We start from the raw sequence: 15,810 nt of genomic DNA on the forward strand, positions 1-15,810 counted from the left end.
GTGCCCGAGCCACGGCCCTCGGAATCCGCGTACCAATATCAATGTCGGTGCCGGCTGGAAGGCTGGTCGGACGAACGGTGACGGGGAACTGCCACAGGCGGCCACCGAAGCCCTCGGCGCCGCCGAAATATTCGACGACGCCCGATTCGGCGACGGGGCTTCCCGGGCCCGCCATGGCCGCGCGTAGGGGAAGATTGGAAAGGTGGGAGAAGCGGAACCGCGGAGACTCGCGACCGGTCAGCCTCGGTGACGATGTTGACGACACCATGCCAGTGGTCGTCATCTTCTGACAGCCTCGCATCCCAACACGGCAGACGGTCTTCAAACACCTAACTCCCCTCGTTATGCTGTGCGTTCGCTTGGGGGAGGTGGTGCCGTGCACACAAGCGGCGGTGAGGGCGGTATGTACGTTCCTGGAGAAGACTCAGGCGCGTCGGCGCCTCCCAGGCCCCCCTCCCCGGTGCAGCCACTGGCGGAGCCGACGGCAGGGCTGGACAGAGCCGAGCGGCCGAGTCCCCAGCCTGAGCTGCCTGGGTATGAACGACGACCACACGTACGCTTCTTCGCCATCTACGGCTTGCTCGTCGGGGCCATGTCGACGTGCGTCGCATTGCTCTTCATGCTGGTGATCGACACGGAACCAGACCTGAACGGCCTACCCGACACGCCCATGCCGACTGCCTGGCCCTCAGGGATCCCGACCGAAATCCCCACGGAGCTGCCGTCGGACTTCCCGTCGAGCTTACCGACGGACTGGCTGACCGCCATGCCGACCGGCTTCCCCACGGACTACCTGTCGGACTTTCCGACCATCGACCCGTCGATCTTCTCCGACCTTCCGACGGACGAGTGGTCCCTGCCGACCGACAGCCTCGGCGAGTTCCCGGAGGCGCAGTGACCGTGCACGCGGGCCCGCCGCCCCCGTTCCACCCGCGGCAGTGGCCGCCGCCCGGCGCGCCTCATCCGCCCACGATGCCGCCCCCGCCCCGGGACACCCGGGCCCGCGCAGTGCTGCTCATCCTCCTGATGATGCACGTGGCGGTGGGGATCCAGATGCTGATCGACCTGAACCGCCCCGAGTTGACACTGCTGAACGATGGGGCGTTCAGTGTGCTCGACGGCCAGGTCCATGCCGGGCCGCTCGGCAGGCTGATGGTCTTCGGCTTCCCAGCCTGCTGGTCGCTCGCCGCCTTGCTGGGCCTCGTCGCCCTGGTGGCCCTGGCAGCCTCCGGCCCTTCCGGGCGGTTCATCCGGAACTGCAAGGTCGCCCTCGCCGTGTTGCTGCTGCTGCCGTTCGCGGCTGTCGCGGTGGCGGTCACCAACATCTTCGTCTCGCCCGGCCTCTCCACCCTGGCCCTCCTGGGGTGCCTGCCGAGCACCGTGCTCGGTGTCTTGGCCGTCCACGGGGCGCAGCGGTATCGCAGGATGCCGCTGTGGCTGCCGCTGGCGGCCTTCGGTGGCGGGCTGGTCATGGGCGGTGGCTTCGGGGCCACGACGGGTATCTGGCTGGCTTCGCACCTCCCCAACTATCTGTGGACGCCGGGGGTGGGTGCCGCGCAGCTGGACTACACCGTGCAGACCGCGGTGTACGTCGGCGCCGGAGTGTTCGAGGAACTGGGCAAGGGCGCGGCCATCGCGGTGCTGTTCCTCCTCTTCCGTCGCCACTTCGACGGCGTTGTCTCCGGGGTTGTGATCGGTGCCGCTACCGGGCTGGGCTTCAACTACATGGAGAGTGTCCTGTACATCACCGCCGGTGACGGCGTCTACGCCAATCTCCAGTACTGGTTGCGGCAGTCTCTGGGCTTGATGGCCGCGCACACGGCGTTCACCGCGGCGATCGGTGCCGGCTTCGGCATAGCGCGCCAGCTGCGGACGCCCAGCGCGCGTCGAGCGGTCATCGCCTGCGGCTTCCTGGCCGCCATCAGCACTCACGCGGCCAACAACCTGCTGCTGCGCTACTTCCAGCATGAGGTGTCGGATTGGTTCCCCCACGTGAGCGATGCGGTCTGGGTGCTGGCGGTGTTCCCCATCGCGATCCTCCTGCTCCAGGGCCCGTTGCTGGTGCTTTACCTGCTGCTGTTACGGCGCGGGCTGCGCGGTCAGGCTGCCGGGCTCGCGGTCGAGTTGGTCGCCGAGGCGGCGCGTGGCCACGGCGCGGTCACGTGGGGCGAGCTGCCGGCGCTGCTCAACCCGGCGCGCCGGTTCCGGGTCAAGGTGGACGTACTGCGGCGCGGCGGTGGGGTGCGTGCCTACCGTCGCCTGGCTCGGCTGCACGCCGCGCAGCTCGAGCTTGGCATGCACCGGTGGCACGCTTCCCGTGACGAGGTCGACCCCTACGACACGCGTGACGAGGCGCGGCTGCGTGAGCGTGTGCTGCGCTTGAAGACGGACGGCGCGGTACCGCTCCTTGGGCCGCAAGAGGGGGTGCCGTCGTGAGGCGCCGCGCCGGTGCCGCGTTGGCGAAGCTCGCGGCCGTGGCCTGCTGGACCGCGGTGCCGCTGCTGCTGGGTGCCGGCACCGCCGAGGCTGCCTGCGGCGGGTTGACCTACGCCGAGCGGCAGCAGGCCCCGAACCCCGACGACATACCCGAGATCACTGAGAACCTGTCCAACCCGGGGTGTCACTCCTCAGCCCCCTGGATCGGCGCCGCCAGTCTGGGCGGCGCTGCCGGCCTTGGCTGGGCCGGCTGGGTTCTGTACAACTACTGGGCCGGAGGCCGCCCTTCGGCCATGGCTGTCCCGCTGGCCCCGCAACCCTCAGGTGCCGGCGCCTCCCCACCGATGCCGCCGCCCCCGCCCCCGCCGGCGCCGCCCGCCTCGGCAGAGCAACCGCCGGAGCCTCGCGGCCGACCCGCTCAGGGCATCCAGCCGGTGGACGTCCGTGGCATGGGCGACACGATCCACGGCTCGGCGCGCATGCCGGGTGGACAGATTCCGTACCGGGACTTGTCTCCGAAAGCCAAGCACCTGGTCCGGCAGCTGGAATCACACGGCCATATCAGCATTCGCACCGGCGAGGTCAACGTCTCGCACCTGACGGAGCTTCAACGGTTCAGTGCAGTCGAGCACGCGATCATCCAGAACGCGGCCGGAGAGCTGCGCCTGTTCAGCGGCACAGAATATACGTCGACGATTCCTGAGGAACTGCGCGGCCAGGGTTACGCTTTCATCGCCCACACCCACCCGGAGGACCGCATGCCGGGGCCGCCCACCGATCTCGAGCGGGTGCGCGGTATCGCGAACAGCATGGTTCGAGACCTTGATTACAAGGTTTCCGATCATGTCGAGGTGGTGGTCAGCCGGGACGGAAACCTCCGCTTCTTCGACGGCGACGGAATTCTCGATCTGCCATCCGGGGGATTCCCATCGGGTGGTCCGGTGAACGACCGCGGATTCATCGTCCCTGTCCCCAGAATCGGCTGACTGGTAGTCTGAGACCGAGTGAAAGAGGTGTTCCCCGCCATGGACGACGACGACACCACATCGTGTCGGATCTGCGGAGAGTTTGTGCTGCAGATCCCGGGGGCGACCGGCATCGTCCACAGCTACTGGCTGCTGCGGGCCACCTGGAACCCCGATCACCAGTTCTTCCACGGCCCGCTGCACTTCTCCTGCCTTGAACAGTGGAAACATCGCGAACCCTTCCGGACGGAGTTGGCCGGGATCCTCACCGGCCGGGGCCGCACCCTCACCCTGGAAGCCGAAGGGATCGAGTACACGCTGGAGCAGCCCGGCTTCTCCTACAGTGAGCGGCTTCACCAGGACACCGACTGTGCCATCTACCGGAACACCGCCACGGACCGCTGGCTCGTGCTCACCACACAGGCATCCTGGATCACTCTCGGCCCGCAGCAAGTCCGTGCTCTCGGCCAAGGAGCTCCGGCCCGCGTCGAAGGAGGCGTCGACCGGGTCACCCTCCTGGAGGACCCGGGCCCGAATATCCAATCAGCGACGCTACCGGAGCTGCTCGACCTCCTCGGCAGCCGCGAGAGATATCTCGGCGCGCTGGAGAACGGATCACCGGACTACCGATTCTGGGAATATCATGCCAGGAAGCGAGTCCTGGAGTATTCGGTGAAAATCGATCTGCCTCTCCCAGCCTCGGTAGTGGAATTCTTCACCGAGTACGCGCTTTCCTACGAGCCGATCTCCTTTGAAAATCTCGAATAGGCTTCGATGCAGGTCGCGGACGATGGTGACACAGCTTCGCGCGAGGAAGAGAGCGGGACGCGGATCGCGTCGATGATCATGTTGGGCTGGCATTGCGGCGGGCTCGGCGAAAGATGCGCCGGTACCTCAGTCGCGTGACGCTTCGTTAGACGGGTGCTCGTGCCGCCGACAAGGCCTGGTTGATCGTTCGCTGGGTCGTATCGAGGCTCCGACCGGGAAGCCGTCTGATCGGTGTGGTCACCCAGGGGCCGGCGCCGATGTAGGCGCGGTCGGCGAGGACGGGCCCGCCCTGGCGTTCGCAGATCCGGATGATGCGGTGGGTGCGGGCCGCGGTCAGGTCGAGGGTGCGGCCGGGCAGGGCGGGCGAGATCCACAGCAGGTTGCCCGCAGGATCGGCGACGACCTGTACGTTCACGTCGTGGCGGCCTGGCGACGCGCATGCGGTCAGGCCAACCGGCACCGGCCGGCCGGTGCGCGGGCGGGACGGGCGCCGGTCTCGTATCGAGCCACAGGGGATCAGGGCTGTTCGGCGGCCCGTCTTTCAACCCCGGTGTACCTCGGTGTCGCCGTTCACGGTGCGCAGGGTCAGCCGGCGCGGGTGGTCCGCGGAGCCCGGGTGGGAGCGGGGACAACAGGTACCAGCCTCCGACGCAGTCGAGGGGAAGCGGCTTGAGCCGGTGACCACGGGCCGGGCCGCTCCTGGACCCGCATCTGCCTGACGTCTGCTGGTCGGTCTACGCTGCGGCCATGCCATCGTCAGGCTGGACACGCCTCACCGAAACGCAGGGAGCACGGCGCCGACTGGCCATCATCGGCCGCCATGTCATCAGGCGTCCCTTCCTGATTCTCGCTCTCGCAGGCCTGGCCTTCCTCATCACCAGATTCGGCAAGGATTTCCCCTTGCTCTATGGCATGGGCCCTCTGGGAGCTGTTCTGATCATGGGAAGCATGGGCCGCTACCGTCCCGCCGCAGAGCGCAGCGATGACCCCGCGCCCCAGGACGCCGGGACGATCTGACCAGCAGCCGATCCTCCAGGGAAATCCCTGCGCGCTCCGTGGACTACACGCTGCTTCGGGAGCCGATCCGATGAGCCGGAGGATCCGCCAGGAGGTACGAGCCTCCGGCGCCCTCGCGGGGGAGTGGTCTGAGCCGCTGACCGGGCTGAAGGGAGACTGGCAGGCATGCAGTGGCAGCAGGAGACCGACGCCCAGGTCGTCGTCGGCGGACAGACGCATCCCGTCCGCGCCGCCTACAGCACCTACAGCATCGGCCCGGCCCTGCGCTGGCACGGCACCATCACCACCCGAGACGCCGGCGTCCGGCGAGCCCTGTTCGAGGCGGCCGACGCCCGTCTCCGGCTGCCGTCCGGCTGGGAGGGAGAGATCCACGCCACCGCCAGCGCGAGCGGCGGCATCGCCCAGGTCGCCGGAGAGGGCTCCCCAGACAAGTAGTCGGCGCCCCAGCAGACCGCCTTGGCACCCCTTGTCGTGCAGGTCAGAGCACATGGCGCGCAGGCCCTTGAACGGCACCCACCGACAGAACCCGGGGCAGAACGTAGGAGAGGACCCAGGGCAGAACCTAGGACGGAACCCAGGGGAGAACCTGCCGCGGCCCGGCGAGACGTGCGACTAAGGCGACCGCCCCACGCGCACGCGCGCGTGATGCCAAGGTGGTGGCCATGAACGTGGAGCTGCACGGCGGGCCGCTGGACGGACAGCGCGTGCCCGTCGACCCCGAGGACCCGGACCCGTGGATCGCCATCATCAACCACCGCAGCCAGTACGGCGGCCGCAGCATGTACGCCCCCGACGACACCGGCCGCTGGACGTGGGTCAGGGACCTGAGGCCGGAAGAGATGTGAGCGGACGCCGCTGCTGACCCGCCGCCCGGGCGTCGACGAGTCCGCCGGCGGGCGCGGTCGGGTTTCTGGAATTTCTGGACCCCCCAACGCGGGCGCGCGCGTAACGCGGACGAACCCGGACAGGTCGCCGGGTTATTGCTCAACTTGCGCAGGTTCACGCGCGCGTGCCCGTAAGACTCCAGGCTGCGAAGCGGACCGCAACCACAGGCGCGCGGGCCAAGTCTTCACCTTCATGAGAGCCATACGACGGGCACGGGCAGCATCAGGTGACCGGGAGTTACGACTGTGGAGGGTCGGCCGGGCCCTGACGGTCACCTTCGCCGCGGCGGTCCTGGCCGCGGGCAGCGTCTTCTACACCCTGATCGTCCTGCTGGACTTCCAGGAGATCGACACGGCCGCGAAGCTCGACGCGAAGACGCTCTTCGATATCGTGAAACTCTCCTTCGGCGTGGTTGCCGGAGCCGGTGCACTCGTCGCCCTGGTCGTCGCCTACCGCCGCCAGCGCGTCGACGAGGCCGGCGCCCACCGCGAAGCCACCCGGCTCCACACCGAACGCTTCTCCCAGGCCGTCGACAAACTTGGTTCGGACTCCCCAGCCGTTCGGCTCGGCGGCGTCCACGCGCTGGCCGGCCTCGCCGACGATGCCCCAGACGACAGCCTGCGCCAGACATGCATCGACGTCCTGTGCGCCTACCTCCAGCTCCCCTTCACCCCCGACCCCGGCGACGACCCCTCTCACCAGGAGGAACACCACCACTACCTGGCCCTCCGCAAGGTCCGACACACGATCCTGCGCCTCATCGGCGACCACTACCGACGCCCCCGGGGAACCCACCGCTCCTGGCAGGGCTGCGACCTCGACCTCACCGGCGTCATCATCGATGGCGACATGGACTTCGGCGGCGCGGTGTTCTCCGGCGGCAGGGTGTCGTTCAACGGCGCGACGTTCTCCGGCGGCAGGGTGTCCTTCGGTGGCGTGGTGTTCTCCGGCGGCGAGGTGTCCTTCGACGACGTGACCTTCTCCGGCGGCAGGGTGTCCTTCGACGGCGCGACGTTCTCCGGCGGCAGGGTGTCCTTCGGTGGCGTGGTGTTCTCCGGCGGCGAGGTGTCCTTCGACGGCGCGACGTTCTCCGGCGGCGAGGTGTCCTTCGGTGGCGTGGTGTTCTCCGGCGGCGAGGTGTCCTTCGGCATCGCGGTGCTCTTCGGCGGCGACCTGGACTTCGGCGGCGCGGTGTTCTCCGGCAGCAGGGTGTCTTTCGGCCGCGCTAGGTTCTCCGGCGGCGCTGTGTCCTTCCGCGGCGCGAGGTTCTTAGGCGGCAGGGTGTCGTTCGACCACGCGACGTTCTCCGGCGGCAGGGTGTCCTTCGACGGCGCGACGCTCTCCGGCGGCAGGGTGTTCTTCGGCGGCGAGGTGTCCTTCAGCGGCACCGGCGGCGAGGTGTCCTTCAGCGGCGTGGTGTTCTCCGGCGGCAGGGTGTCCTTCGACGGCGCGACGTTCTCCGGCGGCAGGGCGTACTTCAACAACGTGGAGTTCTCCGGCGGCGCGGTGTCCTTCGAGCGCGCGAGGTTCTCCAGCGCCGAGGTGTACTTCGACCGCGCAAGGTTCTCCGGCGGCGCGGTGTCCTTCAGCCGCGCGACGGGTCCGGCCCCCCGTGGACTTCTCGACGCTGTAGGTACTCCTCCTCCTGTGTCGGTCATCATTCCCCGGGCTTGGCTGACCACGAATCCATAAAGCCGCGGAGGCTTAATCGGTTGCCTTCGCCCCCACATACGATCCAATGAGCGAGAGGGTCCCCGTGCATCAAACGGTGGTTGAGCGAACACCGGGCCGCCGTCCCGGACCGCCGGCAGAACGCCCCGACCGGTTGTTCATCCAGCCGTTCAGACTGCCTTGGCCCGGCAGTATCGGCCTACATGAAGGGCAGCCAGCCTCACACGTGCTGCGGGGGCCCGACGACCTTCTGCCCGATCCGTTCGGCGAGCCAAGCCGCGCGGCGGTCCTCGTAGCCGTCGCCGTTGCGGCGTCGCACGTGAACGAGCACCGTGTGCTGGTCGGTGCGGGGTTCCAGTTCACGCGAGTCGCAGTTGAACAGCATTGTGACCTCGGCGTGGTTGTACTCTCCGCAGAAGTCCTGGTCCGGCACCTCGGGCCAGGCCAGTGAGGTCCACCGGATCTCCCCCAGATGAGGGCCGACCACTGCGGCGAACCGGTCCTCGATGCTCCCCACGGGCTGGTCCAGCATCGAGATCCCCACAGGCAGGTACGGCTCCACCCACGCCAGATCGCCGGACAGTTCACGGATGGGGGCCGGACGGTTCAGGTCCGGGAAGCCGGGCGGCGGAGTGGCGGGCGCGCCCGTGTTCCAGCTCGTCAGCCACGCATCCGGCAGGGGGTCGGCAAGTCGCTTCACCTCGGCCACAGTGGGCACCGCCGCCTCCACCGACACCTCGGAGTACGGCGCGACCCCGAACGCCACCATCTGGCGGGCCACCCGCAGAGCGAGGCCAGGGTCAGACGTCCGGAAGACAGGATAGGCAACGTCCATCGACATGGGGTGACCCTCGCACAGCCTGCTCTGAAGAAGCTCCCCGTTTCTCCGCAGCCATGGAGCACAGCGGACAAGCAGCCCCAGGCATGCTCCCCACAACCTTCTCCGAGAGACGCTGACGGGCGGAGACCGACTCCTCAGCGGTCTGCTCCTTACCATCTCCCGCTCTCTCTGGCTCTTGATAAGCTCCCGCGCGGCGAGTTGGGGGCGCATACAGCTGCGGAAGTTCGGCATCGCCAGGCCGGAGGACTCGGCTTGCTACAGGGGTGAAGGCGGGCCCCCAAGTTCACTACACAGCTCGCCGGTTGCGTCGCCACCGCATGCCGAGAGGGCCCAGTCGAGAGGGCTCTGCTGCTTCCGCGATGGCAAGCTTGCTGCGGCTGTTGAGGGTCTCGGGGTGGTCCGGGCCGAGGATCCGCTCCCGGTCGGCGAGCACCTCACGGAGCAAGTCGACGGCCTCCGAATAGCGCCTCAGCCCGCAGAGGGCGTCAGCGAGGCTGTGGCGGCTGTTGAGGGTCTCGGGGTGGTCCGGGCCGAGGATCCGCTCCCGGTCGGCGAGCACCTCACGGAGCAAGTCGACGGCCTCCGAATAGCGCCTCAGCCCGCAGAGGGCGTCAGCGAGGCTATGGCGGCTGTTGAGGGTCTCGGGGTGCTCCGGGCCGAGGACCCGCTCCTGATCGGCGAGCACCTCACGGAGCAAGTCGACGGCCTCCGAATAATGCCCAAGCTCACGGAGGGTGTCGGCGAGGTTGTTGCGGCTGAGGAGGGTGTCGGGGTGGTCCGAGCCGAGGACCCGCTCCTGATCGGCGAGCACCTCACGGAACAGAGCAACGGCCTCCTGGCGACCTCCAAGGTCGCTGATGGCTGTGGCGAGGTTGTTGCGGATGCTGAGGGTGTCGGGGTGGTCCGGGCCGAGGACCCGCTCCTGATCGGCGAGCACCTCACGGAACAGATCAACGGCCTCCGAATAATGCCCAAGCTCACGGAGGGTGTCGGCGAGGTTGTTGCGGCTGAGGAGGGTGTCGGGGTGGTCCAGACCAAGGTGGCAAGTTTCGGCGCGCAGCACGTGCTCGAGCAACTGGCGTTGCTCGGTGAGGGCTCCTGTTTCGTGGAGGGTGTAGACGAGGGCATCGAGAGTGTCGCGGGTGGCGGTGAAGTCAGCGGGGGTGGTCCGGTAAAGGACGGGTGGGAGGTGGGCTGCGAGGAGGCGTGCAGTCGTCCGGCCAGCACGGCTGGCCTGTGCCGCTTGGTTCGCTGCGTGGAGCAGGTGGGTGTCAAGGGCGTGGAGGGCGGTGGTGTCGTCGGTGCCAGACGGGTTGAGGGCCATGACATCGCGAACGAGGGGATGCAGGGTCACTTGGGTGACGCCGGAAGTATCAGGTCCCTCGGTGGGGGTGCTGGTGTAAAGCAGGCCGTACTGGTGGAGGCCGGCGAAGGCGCTGTCGAGCTCGGCGGCGTTGACGTGGGTGCCGATGGCGTCGGTCAGCAGGGCGGGGGTGATCAGGCTGAGGGGGATGGGGGCGGGTGAGAACAGGGCCAAGAAGTGCAGGAGAGGCCGGGTGAGGGGGTAGCCATCGGTCTCAAGCTGGGTGAGGGAGAGGTCCCAGGTGTGGCGGACGACGGTACGGGCGATGTCCGGGTCGCTCGCTTGCGGGTGAGTGGCGCCGAGGAGACTGCCGAACTCGGCTTCTAGGGCGTGCTGGTAAGAGGCGAAGGTGCGGTGCCGGACGGTGGGCCGGGCGAGGTAGCGGCCAGCTGTATCTAGGGCCAGGGGCAGACCGCCAAGCCGCGTGCTGAGTGCTTCGGCTTCCTCCCAGGTCCCGGCAGTAGGCGCGTGGTGCTGGAGGACCGCTCCGGCTGCAGCGTGATTGAGCGGTTTCAACGGGAGGAGACGGGCGCGGGGGCCCCAAGTGTCCGGGGAGGTGTCCCGGCTGGTGACCACCAGCAGTCCTGCGCCGTCGGGCCGCAGCCATCCTCGGTAGGCGGACACCGGGTCGGGGCCCGGTCCGATGCGGTGGGGGGTGTCGACGTTGTCGATGACGATGACCCAGTCTCGTGTCGCGGCGAGATGTGCCCAGACGGTGTCGACGAGGACGGCCCGCCCGTTGTGCGCGTCGGTGACGGCGGTTTCGGGCAGCCCGAGGATCTCGGCGATGCGGGTGAGGTCGTCGGCGAGGCGGCCGGGGTCGTCCTGCCACCGCACCCAGAACACGGCCCGGCCTGCCTCCTGGGCCCGTCGGGCAGCCTCAGCTGCAAGCGTCGTTTTCCCCAGCCCGCCCGCACCGCACACCACCGCCAGCCCGCCTGCCCTGCCCCGGACCGGCGGTTCCAGCAGCGTCAGCTCCGCCTCGCGGCCCTGGACCGGCGCGTTCGGCCGGGGCGGCAGGTAGGAGGACAGACCCGCGGCAGAACTCACCCACGCCCGCCCGCCTCCCGCCGCGATGTCACCCGCGCCTGGCCCGGCCGGTGCAGGCGAGCGCAGAGCCCACAGGGACACCGCCAGGCCGACAACACCACACACAGCCCCGATGACGCTGGAGGTCTGGTCAGCCTTGTCCAGGCCGAACCGCGCGACCGCCCACACGATCCCGCCTGCCGCCGCGGCGACAGCGAGCGCCAACAGCAGTCGCCTCACGGCCCACCGCCACCGGCCCCGCCCCGCGTGTGCCCGCATCCCGTCGTCCCCCTTCGCCGCCTGTTTGCAGTGCTGAGGACAGCATGCTCGGCTTCACGACGTTCTGAAGTCGAGCACCAGGCACCGGTGCGCGGCCGTGACGGGGACCGACGGTCGGGGACCGGCTCCTCGCGGTTCGATGGCGGGTCGGATATCCGACCGTCTGTTCTGGCTCTTGATATCGATCCTTCGATCAGCACAGCCGCACTCGTGCATCCCCGCTCGCGCGGGTTAGGGGTCAGCGCGGATACCGAGCTGCAAGCTGCTCACCAGCAGCACACAATGCCGCAAGGTCACCAAGAAAGTAGCTCAGCACCTGGGGTACAGCCGCAGCGTCCGCGTGCGGTTGCCTCTTCCAAGGGTTGCGTCCTTCCACCAACAGCCACTTCACGGCTTGCCGCACGTCGGAAGATGAAGCCTGGGTCAGCCAAAGGAGGCCAGCCTCGGTCACGCGGGGGCGCACCTCCTCGTCGAGGATGCGCTACTGAGAGGTAACGGTTGCGTGCTGAACGCGTGTGGGTGGAAACGTTCACGGGGCTCCGGTTGGAGCAGTTCGGGCGGCTGCTCAAGGTGGTGCGGGAGCGGGGCGGAAACGGCACGCTGCGAGGCCGGCCGTGGAGCCTGCCGCTGGCTGAGCGGGTGTTGGTCGTGGCCGTTTACTACCGCACGAACCTGACCATGCGACAGCTCGGCCCGTTGTTCGGCGTCTCGTCCTCGACAGTGTGCCGGGTGATCCGAAAGCTCGGCCCACTCCTCGCGCTTGCGCCGGCCGCCCGCCCGGCCGATGCGACGGACCGGATGTGGATCGTGGACGGAACCCTGGTCCCGGTCCGCGACCGCAAGGTCGGAGCGTCCAGCCGTAACTACCGGTTCTCGGCGAACGTGCAGGTCATCGTGGACGCCGACACCCGGCTGGTGATCGCAGCGGCCCCGCCGGTGCCGGGCGCCACCGCGGACGCGCATGCCTGGCGGAACTCCGGCCTGGCCGGGCACTGCCAGGGCGTGACCGTGCCGGGGGACGGCGCCTACCTCAACTGCGGCATGGTCACCCCGCACCGGAAACGGCCCCGACGCGAGCTGCTGCCGGGCGAGGAGGCCGACAATGCGGCCCACCGCACGGTGCGGGCCCGAGTGGAGCACGTGATCGGCCGGCTGAAGAACTACAAGATCCTCCGCGACTGCCGACAGCACGGCGACGGCCTCCACCACGCCGTCCAAGCCGTCGCCCACATGCACAACCTCGCCATCGCATCATGACCAGAAAACTGCCTTTACAGGCCCTGACCTGTCCAAACACGGCCTTGTGCAACACCCTTTAGGCCCTCACCTTCAGCACCACCTCCACCAGGCGGGCGACGTGGCTCTGCCACGGCGTCTCGTCCTGGTGCTCCATCTCTACGGCCCCCCTTGATCCCGGAGCCGGAGCCGGAGCCGGAGCCGGGTCGGTGCGGGCGCCGGCCGCATGCTGGTGCGCGCGGATGATGGTGGAGTCGACCGAGATGTCCCAGTCGATCTCGCCTGCAGTGTCCGCCGCGGCCTGGGCCTGCTGCAGCAGACGTTCCCAGGTTCCGTCGGCCGACCAAAGGCGGTGGCGTTCGTAGACCGTCTTCCACGGCCCGAAACGCTCGGGCAGGTCACGCCACTGCACGCCGGTTCGTACCCGGTGCAAAATCCCGTCGATTACCTGCCAGTGGTTCCGCCACCGGCCACAACGCCCGTTGCTGACTGGCAGGAACGGCAGCAGCCGTTCCCACTCGGCATCACTCAGATCGCCCCGCCCCATGCTCACATCAACGGCTGGAACGCGCTGACCGTCACGTGGCCGGCACGACACCTTCGCGCTGGGTGTTCTTCGGCCTGGAAAGAAAGATTCGACGGGTCGGCAGTTCGATTTCCGTGACGATGACGGTGATCTCCGCTCCGGCCTCGAAGTCTTCCACCGGACTCACCGCGGGCCGACCGCCGATCTCTTTGGAGGGGATCAGCCCGACGATCCCGTCTCCGAGCTCGACGAACACGCCGATGGGAACTGCCTCCTCCACTGTCCCGCGGACTTCCTGACCCACCGGCGTGCGGTCGGCGAAGGCCCGTAGAGGGTCGGGCTCCAGCGCCTTCAAGGACAGCCGTGCCTCCGCGTTGTAGGTGTCGAACTGGAGGAACTCACATGAGACCCGCTGGCTCACCTGGACGACATCGGTGGGAGCGTCAATGCGCCGCCAGGACAGTTCGGGGATGACGATGAACCCGACACCAGGGAAAAGGGGATGGGCAGGTCCGTCGTCCAGGGCCACGAAGACCCCGAACCGTTCGATCGCCGCGACGGTGCCGGACAGGATGTCTCCGCGGTGCAAGGTCTCCAAAAACGCACAAAGTCCCGGGCTTTCAGACTGCCAATCCATACCGCCACCCTGGCACACGACGTCGAGGGCCGACCATGCCAGCGACGAGCTGCAGCTCCCGCTATGCCTCAGTAGCCGAGACCATGATCGGCCGGTTGGCCGCGGGCTCGTCAAACGGCCCTACGACCTCCGGCACGCCGGCATCTCCTTCTGGCTGTACTCCGGTGTCGATCCCGCGGAGTGCGCCAGGAGGGCGGGGCAGAGCATCGAGGTTCTCTTCCGCAACTACGCGAAGTTCCTCGACGGCGTCCAGGAGCACGCAAACCAGTTGATCGACCAGTCGATGCGCGCGTGGGACCGGGTGTCCCAGCCTGCTCCGAGGCGGCGTCGATGACCTTGGGCAGGGCCATCTTGGACCGGGAATAGACCGGGACAGCTGGTCCGGGATGGGAAACCGGTGGGAGGTATCGGGAGGATCCGGTCACCCCCGCTCCGCCGTTCCAGGTCGTAGGAGCAAGGTGCCTGACCTGCATTCCTGCAGGTCAGGCACCCTTTTTCGAGGCTCTCAGAAGAGGCCGACCTCCTTGGCGGAGTACGAGGTCAAGATGTTCTTCGTCTGCTGGTAGTGGTCCAGCATCATCTTGTGCGTCTCACGGCCGATGCCTGAGCCCTTGTAGCCCCCGAAGGCGGCGTGGGCCGGGTAGGCGTGGTAGCAGTTGGTCCACACACGGCCCGCCTGGATGGCGCGGCCCGCGCGGTAGGCGGTGTTGGCGTCGCGGGTCCAGACGCCGGCGCCGAGTCCGTAGAGGGTGTCGTTCGCGATCTTGACGGCGTCGTCGAAGTCGCCGAAGGAGGTCACCGAGACGACCGGGCCGAAGATCTCCTCCTGGAAGATCCGCATGCTGTTGTCGCCCTCGAAGATGGTGGGCTGGACGTAGTAACCGCCCTTCAACTCGCCCTCGTGCTCGATGCGTTCCCCGCCGGTGAGGATCTTGGCGCCCTCCTGGCGGCCGATGTCCAGGTAGGAGAGGATCTTCTCCAGCTGGTCGTTGGAGGCCTGTGCGCCGATCATCGTGGTGGTGTCCAGCGGGTGGCCGGGGACGATCCGCTCGGTGCGCTCGACGGCGGCGGCGAGGAAGTCGCCGTAGTGGCCGCGCTGGATCAGGGCGCGCGAGGGACAGGTGCAGACCTCGCCCTGGTTGAGGGCGAACATGGTGAAGCCCTCGAGCGCCTTGGTCAGGAAGTCGTCCTGCGCGCGGGAGACGTCGTCGAAGAAGATGTTCGGGGACTTGCCGCCCAGTTCCAGGGTGACCGGGGTGATGTTCTCCGAGGCGTACTGCATGATCAGCCGCCCGGTGGTGGTCTCGCCGGTGAACGCCACCTTGGCGACCCGCGGACTCGAGGCCAGCGGCTTGCCCGCCTCGACGCCGAAGCCGTTGACGATGTTCAGCACGCCCGGCGGGAGCAGGTCGGAGACCAGGCTCAGCCAGTAGTGGATGGAGGCCGGGGTCTGCTCGGCCGGCTTGAGGACCACCGCGTTGCCGGCCGCGAGAGCCGGGGCGAGCTTCCAGACCGCCATCAGGATGGGGAAGTTCCACGGGATGATCTGGGCGACGACGCCCAGTGGCTCGTGGAAGTGGTAGGCGACGGTGTCGTCGTCGATCTCCGCCAGCGAGCCCTCCTGGGCGCGCAGAGCACCCGCGAAGTAGCGGAAGTGGTCGATGGCCAGCGGGATGTCGGCGGCCAGCGTCTCCCTGACGGGCTTGCCGTTCTCCCAGGTCTCGGCGACCGCCAGCTTCTCCAGGTTCGCCTCCATCCGGTCCGCGATCCTCAGCAGGACGTCGGCGCGCGCCGTCGGGGACGTGCGTCCCCACGCCGGGGCGGCGGCGTGGGCGGCGTCCAGGGCGCGCTCCACGTCCTCCGCGGTGCCGCGTGCCACCTCGGTGAAGGGCTGCCCGTTCACCGGCGACGGGTTCTCGAAGTACTGGCCGCGGGCGGGCGGGACGTACTCGCCGCCGATGAAGTGGTCGTAGCGCGCCTGGTAGGAGACGATCGCGCCCTCGGTGCCCGGGCTTGCGTAACGGGTCATCTGTCTGCCTCCCGGAGGTGGGCCGCCCGCCGTCGGACGGCTCGTCAGCTCTGGTCGCGCAGGCTAGGGGCCACGACGTTGCGCGGACGTTGCGAGCGGGCGCCGGGGGAGGAGGAGGGCCGCGGCGG

14 protein-coding genes and 2 pseudogenes are annotated in these 15,810 nt (G+C 68.5%); 9 read left to right on the plus strand and 7 right to left on the minus strand.

Annotated elements, in window-relative coordinates:
- The coding region (locus tag HW445_RS32715; RefSeq protein ID WP_218956580.1) for a hypothetical protein at positions 1–283 on the minus strand (283 nt) is incomplete at its 3' end.
- A 336-nt stretch (positions 284–619) separates the two neighbouring features.
- Here HW445_RS32715 and HW445_RS04990 point away from each other — a divergent pair.
- The 4 genes from HW445_RS04990 (at position 620) to HW445_RS05005 (ending at position 4,169) form a co-directional block, all read left to right on the plus strand.
- On the plus strand, positions 620–898 hold the full coding sequence (locus HW445_RS04990; RefSeq protein WP_180219815.1) for a hypothetical protein: 279 nt from the start codon (positions 620–622) through the stop codon (positions 896–898).
- 110 nt (positions 899–1,008) lie between these two features.
- The gene (locus tag HW445_RS04995; RefSeq protein WP_180219816.1) at positions 1,009–2,436 is read left to right on the plus strand and encodes a PrsW family glutamic-type intramembrane protease; all 1,428 of its coding nucleotides are present in this window, start codon (positions 1,009–1,011) and stop codon (positions 2,434–2,436) included.
- Between the two features lie 20 nt (positions 2,437–2,456).
- Positions 2,457–3,422 (plus strand): hypothetical protein, encoded by a 966-nt coding sequence (locus HW445_RS33285; protein ID WP_257230846.1) that lies wholly within the window; start codon positions 2,457–2,459, stop codon positions 3,420–3,422.
- Positions 3,423–3,461: 39 nt separating this feature from the next.
- The gene (locus HW445_RS05005) at positions 3,462–4,169 is read left to right on the plus strand and encodes a hypothetical protein (RefSeq protein ID WP_180219817.1); all 708 of its coding nucleotides are present in this window, start codon (positions 3,462–3,464) and stop codon (positions 4,167–4,169) included.
- 148 nt (positions 4,170–4,317) lie between these two features.
- Here the strand turns inward: HW445_RS05005 and HW445_RS05010 are convergent.
- Positions 4,318–4,593 (minus strand): annotated as a pseudogene (locus HW445_RS05010) (transposase family protein); the annotation flags it as partial.
- A gap of 323 nt (positions 4,594–4,916) precedes the next feature.
- On the opposite strand from HW445_RS05010, the gene HW445_RS05015 reads away from it, so the two are divergent.
- From HW445_RS05015 to HW445_RS05030, 4 genes are all read left to right on the plus strand, one after another.
- Positions 4,917–5,186 (plus strand): hypothetical protein, encoded by a 270-nt coding sequence (locus HW445_RS05015; protein ID WP_180219818.1) that lies wholly within the window; start codon positions 4,917–4,919, stop codon positions 5,184–5,186.
- Positions 5,187–5,351: 165 nt separating this feature from the next.
- Entirely contained in the window at positions 5,352–5,621 is a 270-nt protein-coding gene (locus HW445_RS05020) for a hypothetical protein (protein ID WP_180219819.1), read from the plus strand.
- 227 nt (positions 5,622–5,848) lie between these two features.
- Positions 5,849–6,031 (plus strand): hypothetical protein, encoded by a 183-nt coding sequence (locus tag HW445_RS05025; RefSeq protein WP_180219820.1) that lies wholly within the window; start codon positions 5,849–5,851, stop codon positions 6,029–6,031.
- 232 nt (positions 6,032–6,263) lie between these two features.
- Positions 6,264–7,763, plus strand: coding sequence for a pentapeptide repeat-containing protein (locus tag HW445_RS05030; RefSeq protein ID WP_180219821.1), 1,500 nt, complete (start codon positions 6,264–6,266; stop codon positions 7,761–7,763).
- Positions 7,764–7,962: 199 nt separating this feature from the next.
- Here the strand turns inward: HW445_RS05030 and HW445_RS05035 are convergent, their stop codons facing one another.
- A complete protein-coding gene (locus HW445_RS05035) occupies positions 7,963–8,523 on the minus strand; it encodes a hypothetical protein (protein WP_180219822.1) in 561 nt (186 codons plus the stop codon).
- Positions 8,524–8,869: 346 nt separating this feature from the next.
- Entirely contained in the window at positions 8,870–10,996 is a 2,127-nt protein-coding gene (fxsT, locus tag HW445_RS05040) for an FxSxx-COOH system tetratricopeptide repeat protein (protein WP_308798348.1), read from the minus strand.
- Positions 10,997–11,752: 756 nt separating this feature from the next.
- On the opposite strand from fxsT, the gene HW445_RS05045 reads away from it, so the two are divergent.
- Positions 11,753–12,511 (plus strand): transposase family protein, encoded by a 759-nt coding sequence (locus tag HW445_RS05045; RefSeq protein WP_180219824.1) that lies wholly within the window; start codon positions 11,753–11,755, stop codon positions 12,509–12,511.
- 190 nt (positions 12,512–12,701) lie between these two features.
- Here the strand turns inward: HW445_RS05045 and HW445_RS05050 are convergent.
- From HW445_RS05050 to HW445_RS05060, 3 genes and pseudogenes are all read right to left on the minus strand, one after another.
- Positions 12,702–13,037: pseudogene (locus tag HW445_RS05050) on the minus strand (IS5 family transposase); the annotation flags it as partial.
- Positions 13,038–13,068: 31 nt separating this feature from the next.
- A complete protein-coding gene (locus HW445_RS05055; protein ID WP_180219826.1) occupies positions 13,069–13,653 on the minus strand; it encodes a S1 RNA-binding domain-containing protein in 585 nt (194 codons plus the stop codon).
- 505 nt (positions 13,654–14,158) lie between these two features.
- The gene (locus tag HW445_RS05060) at positions 14,159–15,682 is read right to left on the minus strand and encodes an aldehyde dehydrogenase family protein (protein ID WP_180219827.1); all 1,524 of its coding nucleotides are present in this window, start codon (positions 15,680–15,682) and stop codon (positions 14,159–14,161) included.
- Between the last annotated feature and the right edge of the window lie 128 nt (positions 15,683–15,810).

The organism is Streptomyces sp. UH6 (assembly GCF_013421635.1).
GTDB classification, from domain to species: domain Bacteria; phylum Actinomycetota; class Actinomycetes; order Streptomycetales; family Streptomycetaceae; genus Streptomyces; species Streptomyces abyssomicinicus.